Here is a 15,852-nt window from a genome sequence, read left to right as displayed (position 1 = left end):
GCGTTGACAATCGTGGTTCGGTGGATGGCCATGCCCCCGTGCCAGACATCCATGCACCTCCTCGGGTGCGGGAGGACCTTGAGGTCCTGGCCACCGCCAGGACCTACACGAATCGTGACCGTCCTGGCCGCGAATCGCAAGTACTTAAGCCGGAATAATCGGCGAGTTTTCGCGAATCCCGTCCAATGCCCGTTTCTGTCAACATCGGGTAGTTGTATGACTACTTCTTGTCCTATTTTTATGATTCTGGGTGCTTTCGGGTGAGAGGTACGGATCCGTCGGCCGTCGCAGTCCGTGAGTGTGGTGCGCTGTTGTGGTCTACTCGGTTCAACGATCCCGTCGTAACGGACGGCGAGTCCGTCCGGGCTGCGCCACGCCACGCCTGATTTGTCGGTGGCGGTGGCCGGGGGCGCGCGAAGAGAGGTCGGACCGGATGCGTATGACCCCACTCACGCCCGCGTGTGGAGCGGGCTCCTGTCCTCGGCTGTATCTGACCGAAGCCGGCACGATCGCCGTCCAGGGGCCTGGCGTCTCCGCTGATGAGGCGGAGGTCGAACTGGCTCCGGGTGAGCATCTCGTGGAGATCCCACGGGAGCTTCTGATCGCCGCCGTACGGAGCCTGGGCGCCTAGGCCGCGCCGGGCGCCTGCCTCCGTCGCCACGCTGGAACCGGGCCACCGGACGACCGCTGACGCCGCACCGCACCACCGCCGGCAGGTTACTGCGTCGATTGGACCGAGGTAGGTCCGTTGCGGCGTGTCAATCGTGTTTGGGGGTCCGTGACCAGCGCTGATTGCGCCAATGGTGATCTATGTGCGGGCCGTCGAGGGACGCGTCGCGGGCGTCGTCCACGGCGGGCCAGGCCGGTCCGCGACCGCCGTAGTATTCCGGGTGCCCGTCATAGTCCGCAGAGTCGCAGGTTATTCCTGTTCCGACCCTGCTAGTCTCAGCACACTCGCGTAGATCGCGTGCGCGAGGGGGGAAGGTAGCGAATGAAACTCGTGCCTGTGGCCACCTGCAACGGGGGCGCCTGTCCGACGATCTACGTTACGGACGACGGTGACGTCGTCGTCCAGGGCTGGGTGTTCCCGCAGCAGAGGTCGCACGAGGATCCCCCGGATGGGGAAGCCCGGGTCCGGATCCCACGTGAGCTGCTGCTCCGCGCCGCGGATTCGCTCCCGACAGGAATATAGCGAGGACAGGCTCGATGTCGGTCGGTGCTGGGCTCGGCGAGCGACACCGACCCGGCACCGCCTGCCTCCCGGGCGTCCCGATGGCGGACGAAGGAAATGACTGAGCGCGGTAGCGATCTTTCTGGCAGGGAGCCGGTGGGCGTCGTCCTTGCTCGGCTGCGCGGTGAGCGGGGGCTGACCGGGGAGCGGCTGGGAGCGCTGGTGCACATGAGCCAGGCGAAGATCTCGAAGATCGAGCGGGGTGTCGCGCGGCCGTCCCCCGCCGACGTGGAGCGCATTGCCGTCGCCCTGGACGCGCCGCAGGCCCTTGTCGCCAGCCTCGTCGACCAGGCGGGTGCGGATCAGGACCATGCCGGCACGACCCGTGGTCCCGCCCGCAGAGGCACTGTCGGTCAGCAGGACTTCTCCGCCGAGGAAACGCGAGCGCATCGGATCCGGAATCTGGAACCGATCCTGATACCCGGCCTGCTCCAGATCGGTGAATACACTCGACGGGTAATCAATGAGTACTTCGGTCTCACGCACGGGGACGCGGAGAGTAAATGGGCTGATACCGCAGCGACGGTGTCACTGCGTGCGCGCCGTCAAGAACTCTTATACGACCCGAGTCGAGAATTTGAGTTCGTAATATTCGAGACGGTTTTCCGGAACAGGTTCGCACCCCCGGGCGCCATGCTGGCTCAGGTCGACAGGGTCGAGGCCGTCGCCCAGCTCGCCAACGTGACCGTGAAAGTGGTTCCGGACACAGCTGATCTCGGTTACCCGCCTATGCAGGGGTTCACCATCCTGGACGACAACGTCGTGTTGGCGGAGTCGATGGACGCCACGATCCTGCGTGACCGGAAAAGCGTCGACTTCTACACGCGCTTCTTCGACCAGTACGCCAGCCGCGGCGTGGACGATCTGGAGCCGATCCTCTCGCGGTACAAGACCCTGTACGCCGACCTGGCCCGGCCGAGGGGCGACGGCTGACCCGGCCGGCCCGTCGTTTCAGGAAAACAGTCGTTCCAGTACCTGAGCGACACCGTCGTCGTCGTTCGACGCGGTGATCTCGTCGGCGGCGGCGAGGACGTCCGGATGGGCGTTGGCGACGGCGACCGCGTGCCCGGCCCAGGCGAACATGGGCAGGTCGTTGGGCATGTCGCCGAACGCGACCACCTCGGCGGCGAGCACACCGCGCTCGCTCGCCAGTTCAGCCAGCGCGACGGCCTTCGACACCCCCGGGCCGGCGATCTCGATCAGGTCGTGACTGGACGTCGTGACGACCGCCTCGGTTCCGGCCAGGGCGACGACCGTCTCGTACACGTCGGCCAGCGACGCGCCGCCCCGGCGGACCAGCAGCTTCGTCGCAGGCAGGTGCTCGAGCAGCTCGTGGAAACCGGCGACCAGTTCGCCCGGATCCGGCCACATGGTCAGGAAATCGGGTTCGCGGCCGAATCGCACACCGCTCTCCACCGCGAAGGTGGCGTCGGGTACCGCTGCCCGGATCGCGGCGGCCAGCTTCAACGCCGCGGGCGTCTCCAGAATCGTCTGGCTTACCGGAACGCCGGTGTCGAGGTCGTAGACGAGTGCGCCGTTCGCGCAGATGGCGAGGCCCGAGACCGCGGTCTGCCGGACGACGTCCGCCATCACCCGGGTGGGACGGCCGGTGACGAACACGACCGTGGAGCCGGAGTTCTCGACCTGTCGCAGGGCGTCTCTGGTCCGGTCGGAGACGGTGCCGTCGGTGCGGATCAGGGTTCCGTCCAGGTCGGTGGCGACGAGAACGGGACGGGACACAAGTAACCAGTCAACCATTCACCGGGATGGGACACCATCGTCCGAGAGGACTGTGCCGGTGTCGTCCTCATGTCCCGAACGGTGTCGCGGGCGAACGGTGTCCCGGGCGCGGGGAACCGGATCTCCGCCGGGGATGATCCCGTTCCCGGACACCGCCGACGAGCCGGATATCGGAGATCAACGGCGCCTGACACGGTGGCGCACACCGATGATCGTTGCCGGCTGTCGCCCCCGCCACTGCGGGTAGCATGCGGACATGGCCTTTTCCGACGCGTCCGAGGCGTCTCGTTCGCCCGTTACCGGCGGCGCGGGGGGCACCGACGGCGGGAGTGGCGGGGGCGTCCCGGGAGGGGAGTCCGCGGCCGCCGGTGGCCAGGCCGGTGGTACGCCGGGTGGAACCCCACCGTTGCCGTCTGTCGTCGGATCACCTCGTGGCGCGAGAACAGGCCGCGAGAGAAAAACATTTGACGAACTCTTTGCCGAGCTCGGCGGGAAATGGCGTGAGCGGACACCGGGCTCCGGTACTGTCGCCGCGCTCGACCTGGGCGTGCACCATCTCGGCAAGAAGCTCGTCGAGGAGGCCGCCGAGACGTGGATGGCCGCCGAGCACGAGAGTCGGGAGCGGGCTGCCGAGGAACTCTCCCAGCTCCTCTACTGGAGCCAGCTGATGATGATTTCCCTGGGCCTTTCCCTGGACGACGTATACTCGCACCTGTGAGTAGGTCCTGCCTTTCCGTGGTCGTCCGCTTTGCGGCCCTCCGTGCCTTTGGCGAGTGTTGATGATGCTGCGTATTGCGGTTCCGAACAAGGGCGGGCTCGCGGCGGCCTCCAGCCAGTTGCTGTGCGACGCGGGTTACCTCGCGCGGCGGGAGTCCGCCGAGCTGGTGGTGGCCGACGTCGAGAACGACATCGAGTTCTTCTTTCTGCGTCCGCGTGACATCGCCGTGTACGTCGGCACCGGCCGGCTCGATCTCGGCATCACCGGCCGTGATCTCCTCGTCGACAGCAACACGTCGGCGCAGGAGCTGGTGCCCCTCGGGTTCGGCCAGTCGGCGTTCCACTACGCGGCGCCGGCCGGCACCATGAGCGACATCAAGGAGCTTGACGGGCTGCGGGTCGCCACGTCGTTTCCCGGCCTGGTGCGTACCGACCTCGCCGGGCGCGGCATCTCGGTCCAGATCGTCAAGCTGGACGGCGCCGTCGAGACCGCCGTGCGGCTCGGCGTGGCGGACGCGGTGGCCGACGTCGTCGAGACCGGGCGGACCCTGCGGGCGGCCGGGCTCGAGCTCGTCGGCGAGTCGGTGCTGCGCTCCGAGGCAATCATGATCGCCAAGCGCGGGGCGGATCTGTCGGCTGCTCACGAGCGGCTGCTGCGCCGGGTGCAGGGCGTCCTGGTGGCCCGGCGGTACGTGATGATGGACTACGACGTGCCCTCCTCCGTGCTGGAGAAGGCCTGCGAGATCACCCCGGGCTACGAATCCCCGACGATCTCCCCGCTGCAGCGGGAGGGCTGGGTCGCGGTCCGGGCGATGGTCCTGAAGGCCGACGTCAACCGCACCATGGACGACCTGTGGGATCTCGGCGCGCGCGGGATCCTGGTCTCCGGTATCCAGGCCTGCCGGCTGTAGCGCTCGGCCCACTGACGGCCGTGCCGCGAGCGCCGGCCGCGCCTCGGCGCTGGCTGTCGCGCCTGGCCGGCTGGCGCTGGTTCGTCCGGCCACGTCCGCGCGATGTTCGTGTTTTCATCGATCCATGCGCGCGGGCGGGAACGCACGGACAGCCAAGGACTCCCGTCTACGAGCACCGGACGCCGGTCCGATGGAGCGGATGCTTGCGGACATCCATGAGGCTTTCCGCACCGACCGGTCCGGGAAGGTCGCCAGCTTCATCCCCGAGCTCGCGACCGCGGACCCGGACCTGTTCGGCCTCGCCGTCACGACGATGGACGGGCTGCGCTACCGGGCGGGCGACAGCGACGTCCCGTTCACGATCCAGTCGGTGTCGAAGCCGTTCGTTTACGCGCTGGCCCTGCGCGACCGCGGGACCGATGGTGTGCTGGCCAGGGTCGGGGTCGAGCCGACCGGTGACGCCTTCAACGCGATCACGCTCGAGCCGGAGACCGGCCGTCCGCTGAACCCGATGGTGAACGCCGGGGCGCTGCTCACCTCCAGCCTGGTGGGCGGCGGTGACGCGGCCGAGCGTTTCGACCGTGTCCTGACGGGTCTGTCGGCGTTCGCGGGCAGGCAGTTGACCGTGAATGAGCGGGTCTTCGCCTCCGAGCGGGACACCGGTGATCGAAACCGTGCGATCGGCTACCTGATGCGTGGCGCGGGGGCGCTGCGGGGGCCGGTGGACGAGATCTGCGAGGTCTACTTCCGGCAGTGCGCCGTGGAGGTCACCGCGGCGGACCTCGCGGTGATGGCCGGCACCCTCGCCCGCGGCGGGGTGAACCCGCTGACCGGCGAGCGCGTCCTGAACGAGGAGCACGTCAACCATGTGCTGACCGTCATGGCGACCTGCGGCATGTACGACCGGGCGGGAACCTGGCTGTTCCGGGTGGGCCTGCCCGCGAAGAGCGGGGTCGCCGGAGGAGTGTGCGCGGTGCTGCCCGGGCAGCTCGGGATCGGCGTCTTCAGCCCGCCGCTCGACGAGGTGGGCAACAGCGTCCGCGGCGTGCGCGCCTGCGAGCGGCTGGCCTCCCGGTTCGCACTGCATCTCCTTGCCCCGCAGGGAGAACCGCCGCACCCGGTACGGGGCACGCACCGTGGCGACGCGCTGAGCTCGAAGCGGATGCGAGGCGCGCGCGAACGGGCCGTCCTCGCCGTACGGGGTTCCGCGATCGTCATCCACGAGCTGCAGGGCGATCTGGTGTTCGCCAGCGCGGAGCGGGTTGTGCGCACCGTCCGCCAGCACCTGGACGACGTCCGCTGGGTGGTGCTCGACCTGCGCCGGGTGGCCGCCGTCCGGGAGCCCGCCCTCGAGCTCCTGCGGGTGCTGCTCGACGAGCTGGCCAGCCGGGATGTCAACGTCCTGTTCGCCGACCCGCGTGGGCTTCCGGGCGTCGACCGCCTGATGCGGGGGGACTGGAGCACGCAGCGCGTTGCCGATCTGGAGACCGCGCTCGAATGGGCGGAGGAGGCGCTGCTGATGCGCGAGGACCTCGCGACCCTCCCGCCGACCGCGCACGTCCCGCTCGGTGCGCAGGAACTGCTCACCGATCTCGGCAAGGAGGGCACCCGGGTCATCGGCGCGATGTGCGAACGACGCACCTACGAACGCGGCGCGACGGTCTTCGACGAGGGAGATCCGGCGGACGCGCTCTACTTCGTCACCAGGGGCCTGGCGAACGCGCAGGCGCCGAACGCGGACGGGACGCGCTGGTTCCGGCTCAGCTCGGTTCCAGCGGGCAGTGCCTTCGGTGAGCTGGCACTCGTCGACGGCGGCCGGCGTTCCACCCGGATCGTCGTCGCGGAGACCATGACCTGCGAGGTGCTCTCGGTCGCGGCGTTCGACACCCTGGTGCGCGAGCATCCAGACGTCTACAACGCGCTGGTGCGCGCGATCGCGCGCAGTCTCTCGGCACAGCTGCGCCGAGCGACCCGGGAGATCCAGTCGCTCGAAGAGTGAGTGCCTCCGGGCCTGGCCTGCCGCCTGCGGGCGCGAGCCGAGCCCGGAACGACTGCGAGCCGGGTGCCCGAGCCCGGAACGAGTCCGGGCTCGGACCGGGGGTCAGCGACCCCGAATGATCAGCGACATTCCCTCGCTGCGGGTGGCCGGGCTCAGGAACTGGCCGCGCACCGCCGAGGTCACCGTGGTCGCCCCCGGCTTGCGGACACCGCGCATCGACATGCAGAGGTGCTCCGCCTCGACGACGACCATGACGCCCCGCGGGTCGAGGACGTCGACGAGTGCGTCGGCGACCTGAGAGGTGAGGCGCTCCTGGACCTGCGGCCGGCGGGCGTAGAGGTCGACCAGCCGGGCCAGCTTGGACAGGCCGGTGATCTGCCCCTTCTCGTTCGGGATGTAGGCCACGTGTGCCTTGCCGGCGAAGACCACGAGGTGGTGCTCGCACAGCGACGAGAAGTCGATGTCGCGGACCAGCACCATCTCGTCGTGGCCCTCGTCGAAGACCGTGGTCAGGACCTCCGCCGGGTCCCGGCCGAGGCCTTCGACCGCCTCCTGGTAGGCGCGCGCGACGCGGTCCGGGGTCTTGCGTAGGCCTTCGCGGTCCGGGTCCTCGCCGATGCCGATCAGCAACTCACGGACGGCCCGGGCGACCCGCTCGTGGTCGAAGGGCCGAACCATCTCCGGCCGCTTCAGCCGCCGCCGCGCCTCGATGCCGCTGCCGGCGCCCTTCGCGTCGGTCACGTTGTCCGAGACGTTGCTCTCGGTGGCCGATCCCGGCGAGACGCCCTGGTCCAGCCCGGAGGAGCCCGCGTTCAGCTCACCGGCCTGTCGCACGATGGTCTGCGCCTGGTCGGAATCGGAGGTCAACGGCGTCTCCTGTCGTCATCGTTGTCCCAGGTGGGCGGTGCCCAGGGGTTCGCGATCCGGGGGCCTTCCGGTGGCGGGGATCCCGGCGGGGGTGTGCCGTGGGCCGGGCTCGGGGCGCTGTGTCCGGGCCCGCTCTGCGCGGGGTCGCCGTGCCCGAGGCCCGCGGGACCTCCGGCGGTGCCCGGGTCGGCCTGGCCTGCCGGGCGGGGGTGGCCCGCAGTGCCGTTGCCGCCGCTCACCCCACCGCCGTTCGCCGAACCGCCGCCGTTCGTGCCGCCGCCGTTCGTGGCATGGCCGGCCGGCCCGCCGTTGCCCTTCACCAGGTCAGAGACCTTGGACGGGACGAGACCCAGCTCGGCCGGGGTCTGCACCGGCGGTCGGTCCGACGGGATGCGCCGCCCCACGCCGGTGTACGAACCACGGCTGGGGCGCTTCTGGACAGTGGCGAAGACCTCGAGCACGTCGTCCTTGCTCAGGGTCTCGGTGTCCATCAACCGCAGGACGAGGTTGTCGAGGACGTCCCGGTAGGTGACCAGGATCTCCCAGGCCTCGTCGTGCGCGGCCTCGATCAGCCGGCGCACCTCGTCGTCGATCTCGCTCGCGACCTCCTCGGAGTAGTCGCGCTGGTGGCCCATGTCGCGGCCGAGGAAGACCTCACCGGACTCGCTGCCGAACTTGATCGCGCCGAGCTTGTCGCTCATGCCGTACTGGGTGATCATCGCGCGGGCGATCTGGGTCGCCTTCTCGATGTCGTCGCTGGCCCCGGTGGTCGGCTCGTGGAAGACGAGCTCCTCCGCGGTGCGCCCGCCGAGGAGGACGGCGAGCCGGTCGAGCATCTCCGACCTGGTCGACAGGTACTTGTCCTCCAGGGGGAGCTGCATCGTGTACCCGAGCGCCCGGCCACGCGGCAGGATCGTGATCTTGTGAACCGGGTCGGCGTTGGGGAGCGCGTGCGCCACCAGGGCATGACCGCCCTCGTGGTAGGCGATCCGCTTCTTCTCCCGGTCGCTCATCGCGCGGGTCTTGCGCTCCGGCCCGGCCATGACCCGGTCGATCGACTCCTCGAGCAGCGCCGACGAGATGAACCGGACGTCCGACCGCGCGGCGAGCAGCGCCGCCTCGTTGAGCACGTTCGCCAGGTCCGCGCCGGTGAAGCCGGGGGTGCGCCGGGCGATGATCAGCATGTCGACGTCCGAGCTGATCGGCTTGCCCTTGGCGTGGACCTTCAGGATCGCCTCGCGACCGAGCAGGTCGGGGCGGTCGACCACGATCTGGCGGTCGAACCGGCCGGGACGCAGCAGGGCCGGGTCGAGGATGTCGGGCCGGTTGGTCGCGGCGATCAGGATGACGCCGCCCTTCACGTCGAACCCGTCCATCTCGACCAGGAGCTGGTTGAGGGTCTGCTCGCGCTCGTCGTGGCCACCGCCCAGGCCCGCCCCGCGGTGCCGGCCGACGGCGTCGATCTCGTCCACGAAGATGATCGCGGGCGCGTTCGCCTTGGCCTGCTCGAACAGGTCGCGGACCCGGCTCGCGCCGACGCCGACGAACATCTCGACGAAGTCGGAGCCGGAGATCGAGTAGAACGGGACGCCCGCCTCACCTGCGACGGCGCGGGCGAGCAGCGTCTTGCCGGTGCCGGGCGGCCCGTAGAGCAGGACGCCCTTGGGGATCTTGGCGCCGATTGCCTGGAACTTGCCCGGGTTCTCGAGGAACTCCTTGATCTCCTGGAGCTCCTCGATCGCCTCGTCCGAGCCGGCGACATCCGCGAACGTGGTCTTGGGTGTGTCCTTGCTGACCAGTTTCGCCTTGGACTTGCCGAAGTTCATGACGCGGTTGCCGCCGCCCTGCATCTGGTTCATGAAGAACAGCAGCAGGAACACGATCAACAGCACGGGGAGCAGGTTGAGTAGCAGCGAGACGAGGACGTTCCCGCGGTCGACGGAGACGTTGTACTTGATGTTCTGCTGCTTGAGCTCGTTGGCGAGGACCAGGGCCTGCTCGGTGGCGAAGGACGACTCGTACTTCTTGCCGTTCCCCAGCTCGATCCGGATGATCTGCTTGGAGTCCTGGATCGTCGCATCGACGACCCTGGTCTCGGGTTTTGCTCCGGCGCTCTGGTCGATCTGCTGCTGTACGAAGCTCAGGTCTGCTTTCTGATACTCACTCGGTCCGGACAGCACGCCCGTCGTGAGGATGATCACGAAGAGGACCAGGAGCAGCAGAGGTACCCAGCCGCGGAAGATTCTTCTTGGAGTCATCTGTCTGGAACGCCGGACACAAGCGTTCCACCCTCCTGCCGTGTGTGCTGCCCTCGATCGGGATTCCCTTGTGCCGAGGGTACCGCCGGCACGCGCATCTCACCGCGCGTACATCCGAGCAACGGACCGGGGGGCCGCACTGTTCCGTAACGGCCCTCGGGGACGTACCGGCGGGCTACCGGACACCTGCCGATCAGCGGTGCCGGCCCCGCCTGACTCGGGTGAACCGGCCCGTGACCTCCCCGGAACCCGTGTCGTGGCCGGGCCTGACCGGGGGACGGATCCCCGCCTCGCGGCCCGTCAGGCGCGCCGGGCGATCGCCTCGGGCGTGAGGGTGCCTACGAACGGCAGGGTCCGATAGTGCTCGGCGTAGTCCAGGCCGTAGCCCACGACGAAGGCACTCGGGATGTCGAACCCGACATAGCGGACGTCGACGTCCACGGTGATCGCCTCGGGCTTACGGAACAGCGCCAGCACCTCCAGCGACGCCGGCCCGCGCGACCGCAGGTTCCGCAGCAGCCAGGAGAGGGTCAGCCCGGAGTCGATGATGTCCTCGACGACCAGCACGTCCCGGCCCTCGATCGACCGGTCGAGATCCTTGAGGATGCGGACCACACCGGAGGACGACGTCGTCGAACCGTACGACGAGACGGCCATGAACTCCATCGTGATCGGCACCGACAGGGCCCGGGAGAGGTCCGCCATCACCATCACGGCGCCCTTGAGTACGCCGACCAGGAGGATCTCGCGACCGGCGTAGTCCGCGTCGACGCGGGCCGCCAGCTCCGCGATCTTCGCGGCGATCTCATCCCGGCTGACCAGGATCTCGTCGATGTCGGGATGCGCCCGGGGCGGCCCGCCGGCCGGGATCGAAGTGCCGTCGTGGTCGGGCTTCGCGGTCGCGGCCTGGCTCACCGGCCTGTCCTCCTCGTTGCGTGCTGGGTCGCCTGGTCCTCGGTCGCCCGACGCCGGGGTGCCTGGCGTCAGAGTGCCCGACGCCGGGGCGCGGGACGTCGGTCCGCCACGCTCACCGGGACGGCCCGGGTGGCCCGCACCGGCCGGCATGTCGGGACGGACCGGTGCATCCGGGCCGACGAGGGCGATCCTGCCACCGGTCCGGCGGGCGAGCACCCCCGACGGCAGCGGGACGGGCTTCTGCCCGCGCCAGCGGGTCACCAGGTCCTCGACGGCCCAGATGTGGTCGGCGCGCAGCGCGGACGCCGACGACCCGGCCGCCAGCGCGGCGCGGCGCAGGACCCGGCTCCGCAACGCCTGTGTCAGGCCCGCGAGGGCCGCCACGTCGAACTCGACCCGCGGCCCCAGCTCCGCCTCCGCCGCCAGCGGCGTGCGCGGTGCCCGTGGCGCCGTGGCATCCGCGGCGCTCCCGGCGAGCTCGGCGTAGACCGACTCCGCCTGTGCCTCGAGCGCGTCCGCGTCCGCCCGCAGCAGGTCGGCTGTGCGGGCCAGCGCCTCGGCGATGCCCGGCCCCAGCTCCGCCTCCAGCACCGGCAGCACGGTTGACCGTGTCCGGGCCCGGGCGAAGGCCGGGTCGGCGTTGGTGGGGTCGTCCCAGAACTCCAGGCCGAGAGACTGGCAGGCCTGGCGGGTCTGGTCGCGCCGCAGCCGCAGCAGCGGGCGGCGGATGGCGCCGTCCGTGGCGGGCATGCCGCTCAGCGACCGTGCTCCCGAGCCGCGGGCGAGCCGCAGCAGGACGGTCTCGGCCTGGTCGTCGAGGGTGTGGCCGAGCAGCACCGCGTGCGCGCCCAGGCGCTCGCCGGCTGCGAGCAGCGCGGCGCGGCGCGAGTCCCGGGCCGCGCCCTCGGATCTCGGTGACGGTGCGGCGAGCACCTCCACCGGGGACAGGCCGAGCAGCCGGCCGCTCGCGGCGACCTCCTCGGCGCGGGGTCGTGAGGTGTCGTCCCATCCGTGGTCCACCGTCAGGAGCCCGGCCCGCAGCGCGCGGCGGGGAGCCACGAAGGCCAGCGCGGCGGCGAGCGCGAGTGAATCCGCTCCGCCCGAACAGGCGACGAGGACGAGGCCGCCGGGTGGGACGTCGGCCACCGCGTCGCGGACGGCCAGCCGCACCGCGGCGACGGCCGGAGCGGGCATCCCCCGGCCCCGCCCGAGCGCGGCGGGCTGTGGACCGTGCGTCGGCCGGACCGTCACGCGGGCCGAACCGTCACGCGGACATCGACGGGCGGGTGCCGAGCACCCGGAGCATCCACGCGCCCGGGTCGGTCAGCTCAGGGCGGGTGGGCAGGGCCTGCGGCGACTGCCAGACGTGGTTGAAGCCCTCCACGCCGACCTCGGCGACCACGGCGCGGACGAACGCCCCGCCCTGGCGGTACTGCTGCATCTTGAGATCCAGCCCGAGCAGGCGACGTAGGAAACGGTCGATGGGCGAGCCGCCGGAGCGCCGGTTGTCGAACTTGCCGCGGATGTCGGCCACCGTCGGCACGACCTGCGGGCCGACCGCGTCCATGACCTGGTCGGCGTGCCCCTCGAGCAGGGTCATCAGCGCCTGGAGGCGGTCGAGGACGGCGCGCTGCGCCGGGGTCTGCAACGCCTCCACGACGCTCGGCGTGTCCGGCCCGTGGTCGCGCACGGCGCTGCGCAGCGCCGTGACGGCGGAGCGGAGCCGGTCGGCGAGGACTTCGGGATCGAGGTCGGTCGCGCCGATGAACGCCGCGATCTCGGACTCGAGGTGCTCGCGCAGCCACGGGACGGCGGTGAACTGGCTGCGGTGCGTCTGCTCGTGCAGGCAGACCCAGAGCCGGAAGTCGCGCGGGACCACCCGCAGGGTCTCCTCGGCGTGGGCGATGTTCGGCGCGACGAGGCTGAGCCGCCCCACCGGGGTCGGAGCGCCGGGCTTCGCCAGGGACGGGGCGCTCGCGGCGCCGCCCGCCTCATACTCCTCCGGCGGGAGGAAGACCTCGAACTGGCCGAGAACCTTGCCCGCGAGGTAGGCGAGCGCGGACCCGACCTGGACACCGGTGACCCGCCGGCCCACCGCGGCGGCGAGCCGGCCGCGGCTCTGGTCGGAGAGCTTCTCGATCAGGGGCGTGGTGGCCACGCGCAGCCCGGCGACGTTGGAACGAACCCACTCCGGCCGGTCGACGACCGCGATCGGGGTCGGTGGCCCGGCGGGGACGAGCTGGGTGTAGTCCTGCACATGGCCCTCAGCGATGACAGCCAGGCGCCGGAGCTCCGAGACGATCTCGTCCGCCTCCGCCCGGCTTCGCTGCGGCCCTGGTCGGACGAGCTTCTTCGCCGTCGTTACGGCGAGTTCCCAGTCCACCAGCTCAGCGTCCACGAATAGGAGCGTACCGGGCTTCCGGCCGCTTCGCCCGCCCGATCGGACGACGCCAGTCGGGCCCGGGGAGCCGTCCGTGGTGCCTGCCGTTGAGGTCGGCAGGGCCTGTGGTGTTCTTTGTTGTCCGATGACCTAGCCGCCCGGCGGCGCCGGTGGCCCGGCTGATGGCGGCCCGGCGCCGGCCGGCGGACATCCGCAGGAGGCGAGGGCCGCCGCGACCCGGTCCAGCGCCATCTTGGTCAGGCCCTGCTCCTCGACCGGGGCGAACAGCCCGAACAGCAACAGCCGTCCGTCGCTGTCGGTCACCATGCCGGCGAGGCTGGTCACGATGCGCAGGCTGCCGGTCTTCGCCCGGACGACGCCGGCCCCCGGGGAGGTGTCACCGGGGCCGTACCGGTCGCCGAGCGTGCCGGTGAAGCCCGCGACCGGCAGCCCGGACAGGACCGTCCGCAGGGCCGGATGACCCGGCAGGGCGGCCGTCCGCAGCGCCGCGACGAGCGTCGCCGGGGCGATCCGGTTGTCGATCGAAAGTCCGCTGGTGTCGCGCAGCGAGGCGCCGTCGGTCGGGATGCCCGCGTCGCGAAGGGCGCCGAGCACGCCCCGGGTGGCCCCGTCGAAGCTCGCCGGAAGCCCCCGGGCGATCGCGACCTGACGTCCCAGGCTTTCCGCCAGGTCGTTGTCGGAGTCGGTGAGCATCCGCTCGACCAGGACCGGGATCGGCGGGCTCTGCACGGACCCGACCTCGCGGGCCGCCGCGTCCGCCCGGCCCGTCGAGACCGAGCCGACGGACACGCCGGCCGCGGTGAGGGCCGTGCGGAACGCGGCCGCCGCGGTGGCGTCCGGGGTCAGGCTGCGCGGCCCGGCGGCGCCGGGTGTGGCACGCCCCGCGTCGACCGACAGCGCGGACACCGGGGTCACGTTCCCGTCGGTCACGTAGCCGTCGCGCCAGCCGGGTGCCATCCCCGGGCCCTCGTAGGCCGTCCCGTCGCCGACCACCGCGCCGACAGCGGTGATGCCGGCCTTGCGGACCTGCTCGGCGAGGTCGCTCAACCGGGCCGCCGGCGGGTACCCGGCCGCCCCGGTCGCCGCGGTCAGGGTCGGATCGCCCGCGCCGACCAGCCAGAGCGTGCCGCCTGGGGCCAGGGGCGCCCGGCCGGGCACAGTCGCCGACCCGGTGGTTGCCGCAGGTGACCCCGCGGTCGCCGCGGGTGGCGCGCTGGCCGGCGGGAGGTAGACCGCGTGGGTGCGCAGGCGGGCGTCCGGATCGAGCGTGGTGAGCGCCGCGGTCGCCGTGGCGATCTTGACCGTGGACGCGGGAGCGGTCGGCTCGGTGGGGCGGTTCGCGAGGAGCACCTGCCCGGTCAGCGCGTCGACCACCAGTGTCGCCGGGCCGCCCAGCACGGGGTCGGAGAGCGGCCCGAGCAGCCGCGCGGCCACCGCGGCCGGGTCGGCCTTCGGTGCGTCCGGGTCCAGCCCCGGCAGCGCGGACGCCTCGGCGCGTACACCCGGCGGGGCCGGTGAGGCGCCGCCCGGAGGCGCCGCCGGACCGGGCGAGAGCGATCCGGCGAGCAGCGCTCCGGCCAGTGCCGTGAGGCCACCGGCCCGCGCGCCCAGCGGCACTGTGGTCACCCGGGAAGGTTACGCAGGTCGGTGTCGCGCGGGTGGCGCCCTGCCGGTCACGTCCCGGCTTTCGTAAGGTGGACGGCCTCGCCCCGGCGACGGGAGAACGCGGTGTGCCTCCCGGCCGTCCGGAGCCCGCGACCGTGCTGGCCGCGTGGGTTTCCGGCGAGCGGGAACACCCCACGCGGGGGTGGCTCGGCCTCAGTCCGGGGTGGAACCGCTTCGGCAATCATGTGGATCGGGTACGAAGAAGGCCACACCATGGTGTGCGCCGCGGGGTGTGACAGGCACGATGGATGTCGCCCGGGGGCGCTCGGAGCCGACTGCGCGGCGCGCCTCGCGGGGCGTGGCCGTGCGATCGTGCGAGTGGCGGCGCCGTGCGGTGGCACCGCGGCCCGGTGGCCGCACCCCGCCACAGCGCGTCACCGCGCACAGGGCACAGTGGACCCGCACGAACCGCGGGTCCGGGTCTCGGCTTGACTACCGCGACCGAGTGACGCGCCACGCGGGTAGCGGCGCATCGCGAGACGGACGACCCATGGACGCCGGACACGGCGTCCTTCAGACACAGAGCCGGCCTTCGGTGCCGGACGGACCGAAGGAGACAGGGAACGGCGTGGACCTCGAGTTCGACGTGACCATCGAGATCCCCAAGGGGCAGCGCAACAAGTACGAGATGGATCACCACACCGGGCGCATCCGGCTGGACCGGATGCTGTTCACGTCCACCCACTATCCGTCCGACTACGGATTCATCGAGGGCACGCTCGGTCGGGACGGCGATCCGCTCGACGCGCTGGTTCTGCTGGAGGAGCCGACTTTCCCGGGCTGCCTCGTGCGGTGCCGCACGATCGGCATGTTCCGGATGACGGACGAGAAGGGCCCGGACGACAAGGTCCTCTGCGTCCCGGTGGCGGACGTCCGGCAGGAGCACCTGCGTGACATCCGTCACCTGCCGGAGTTCGACCGGCTGGAGATCCAGCACTTCTTCGAGGTCTACAAGGACCTCGAGCCCGGGAAGTCCGTCGAGGGCGCCTCCTGGGTGGACCGGGGGGCCGCCGAGAAGGAGATCCTCGCCTCGATCACCCGGCTCAAGGACTCCGAGGGCGTCGAGCACGGCGCGGACGAGGACGGCGCCGCGCACGCACACACGGCCTGACAACCACGGCGACGGCCACGCTCCGGCATCGAGCACG

12 protein-coding genes are annotated in these 15,852 nt (G+C 71.2%); 6 read left to right on the top strand and 6 right to left on the bottom strand.

Annotated elements, in window-relative coordinates; translation table 11 throughout:
• Positions 1-433: 433 nt before the first annotated feature.
• Together E0504_RS03700 and E0504_RS03690 are read left to right on the top strand one after the other, a co-directional pair.
• Positions 434-631 carry a hypothetical protein gene (locus E0504_RS03700; protein ID WP_071060904.1) on the top strand — a complete coding sequence of 66 codons (198 nt, stop codon included), beginning with the start codon at positions 434-436 and terminating at the stop codon, positions 629-631.
• Between the two features lie 657 nt (positions 632-1,288).
• Positions 1,289-2,164 carry a helix-turn-helix transcriptional regulator gene (locus E0504_RS03690; RefSeq protein WP_235013682.1) on the top strand — a complete coding sequence of 292 codons (876 nt, stop codon included), beginning with the start codon at positions 1,289-1,291 and terminating at the stop codon, positions 2,162-2,164.
• Positions 2,165-2,182: 18 nt separating this feature from the next.
• Here E0504_RS03690 and E0504_RS03685 read toward each other — a convergent pair whose 3' ends face one another.
• Entirely contained in the window at positions 2,183-2,989 is an 807-nt protein-coding gene (locus E0504_RS03685) for a Cof-type HAD-IIB family hydrolase (RefSeq protein ID WP_071060907.1), read from the bottom strand.
• Between the two features lie 238 nt (positions 2,990-3,227).
• On the opposite strand from E0504_RS03685, the gene E0504_RS03680 reads away from it, so the two are divergent.
• From E0504_RS03680 to glsA, 3 genes are all read left to right on the top strand, one after another.
• Complete coding sequence (locus E0504_RS03680) at positions 3,228-3,689, top strand: phosphoribosyl-ATP diphosphatase (protein WP_243657398.1); 462 nt, start codon at positions 3,228-3,230, stop codon at positions 3,687-3,689.
• Between the two features lie 64 nt (positions 3,690-3,753).
• Positions 3,754-4,599 (top strand): ATP phosphoribosyltransferase, encoded by an 846-nt coding sequence (hisG, locus tag E0504_RS03675; protein WP_071060945.1) that lies wholly within the window; start codon positions 3,754-3,756, stop codon positions 4,597-4,599.
• A 190-nt stretch (positions 4,600-4,789) separates the two neighbouring features.
• Positions 4,790-6,598 carry a glutaminase A gene (gene glsA / locus E0504_RS03670; RefSeq protein WP_243657397.1) on the top strand — a complete coding sequence of 603 codons (1,809 nt, stop codon included), beginning with the start codon at positions 4,790-4,792 and terminating at the stop codon, positions 6,596-6,598.
• A gap of 102 nt (positions 6,599-6,700) precedes the next feature.
• On the opposite strand, the gene folE is transcribed toward glsA, so the two are convergent.
• From folE to dacB, 5 genes are all read right to left on the bottom strand, one after another.
• Positions 6,701-7,465, bottom strand: a complete 765-nt coding sequence (gene folE / locus E0504_RS03665; RefSeq protein ID WP_071060914.1) for a GTP cyclohydrolase I FolE — start codon at positions 7,463-7,465, stop codon at positions 6,701-6,703.
• On the bottom strand, positions 7,462-9,723 hold the full coding sequence (ftsH, locus tag E0504_RS03660) for an ATP-dependent zinc metalloprotease FtsH (RefSeq protein WP_112105040.1): 2,262 nt from the start codon (positions 9,721-9,723) through the stop codon (positions 7,462-7,464). The genes folE and ftsH overlap by 4 nt, the downstream gene beginning before the upstream one ends.
• Before the next feature lie 300 nt (positions 9,724-10,023).
• A complete protein-coding gene (gene hpt / locus E0504_RS03655) occupies positions 10,024-11,832 on the bottom strand; it encodes a hypoxanthine phosphoribosyltransferase (RefSeq protein ID WP_112105041.1) in 1,809 nt (602 codons plus the stop codon).
• 70 nt (positions 11,833-11,902) lie between these two features.
• On the bottom strand, positions 11,903-13,036 hold the full coding sequence (locus tag E0504_RS03650; protein ID WP_131621992.1) for a zinc-dependent metalloprotease: 1,134 nt from the start codon (positions 13,034-13,036) through the stop codon (positions 11,903-11,905).
• 132 nt (positions 13,037-13,168) lie between these two features.
• A complete protein-coding gene (gene dacB, locus E0504_RS03645; RefSeq protein ID WP_112108404.1) occupies positions 13,169-14,656 on the bottom strand; it encodes a D-alanyl-D-alanine carboxypeptidase/D-alanyl-D-alanine-endopeptidase in 1,488 nt (495 codons plus the stop codon).
• 616 nt (positions 14,657-15,272) lie between these two features.
• On the opposite strand from dacB, the gene E0504_RS03640 reads away from it, so the two are divergent.
• Positions 15,273-15,815 carry an inorganic diphosphatase gene (locus E0504_RS03640; protein ID WP_112108403.1) on the top strand — a complete coding sequence of 181 codons (543 nt, stop codon included), beginning with the start codon at positions 15,273-15,275 and terminating at the stop codon, positions 15,813-15,815.
• Positions 15,816-15,852 lie beyond the last annotated feature (37 nt).

The organism is Parafrankia sp. BMG5.11, from assembly GCF_004337455.1.
The sequence above is the reverse complement of the archived record's forward strand: the minus strand, read 5'-3'. Positions and strand labels throughout refer to the sequence as shown.

Excerpts from the sequence above, each read along its gene's own strand:
- E0504_RS03700 (WP_071060904.1), top strand. The coding sequence starts at position 434 with ATGCGTATGACCCCACTCACGCCCGCGTGTGGAGCGGGCTCCTGTCCT.
- hpt (WP_112105041.1), bottom strand. The coding sequence starts at position 11,832 with ATGCCCGCTCCGGCCGTCGCCGCGGTGCGGCTGGCCGTCCGCGACGCG.
- E0504_RS03690 (WP_235013682.1), top strand. The coding sequence starts at position 1,289 with ATGACTGAGCGCGGTAGCGATCTTTCTGGCAGGGAGCCGGTGGGCGTC.
- hisG (WP_071060945.1), top strand. The coding sequence starts at position 3,754 with ATGCTGCGTATTGCGGTTCCGAACAAGGGCGGGCTCGCGGCGGCCTCC.
- E0504_RS03685 (WP_071060907.1), bottom strand. The coding sequence starts at position 2,989 with ATGGTTGACTGGTTACTTGTGTCCCGTCCCGTTCTCGTCGCCACCGAC.
- ftsH (WP_112105040.1), bottom strand. The coding sequence starts at position 9,723 with ATGACTCCAAGAAGAATCTTCCGCGGCTGGGTACCTCTGCTGCTCCTG.
- glsA (WP_243657397.1), top strand. The coding sequence starts at position 4,790 with ATGGAGCGGATGCTTGCGGACATCCATGAGGCTTTCCGCACCGACCGG.
- E0504_RS03680 (WP_243657398.1), top strand. The coding sequence starts at position 3,228 with ATGGCCTTTTCCGACGCGTCCGAGGCGTCTCGTTCGCCCGTTACCGGC.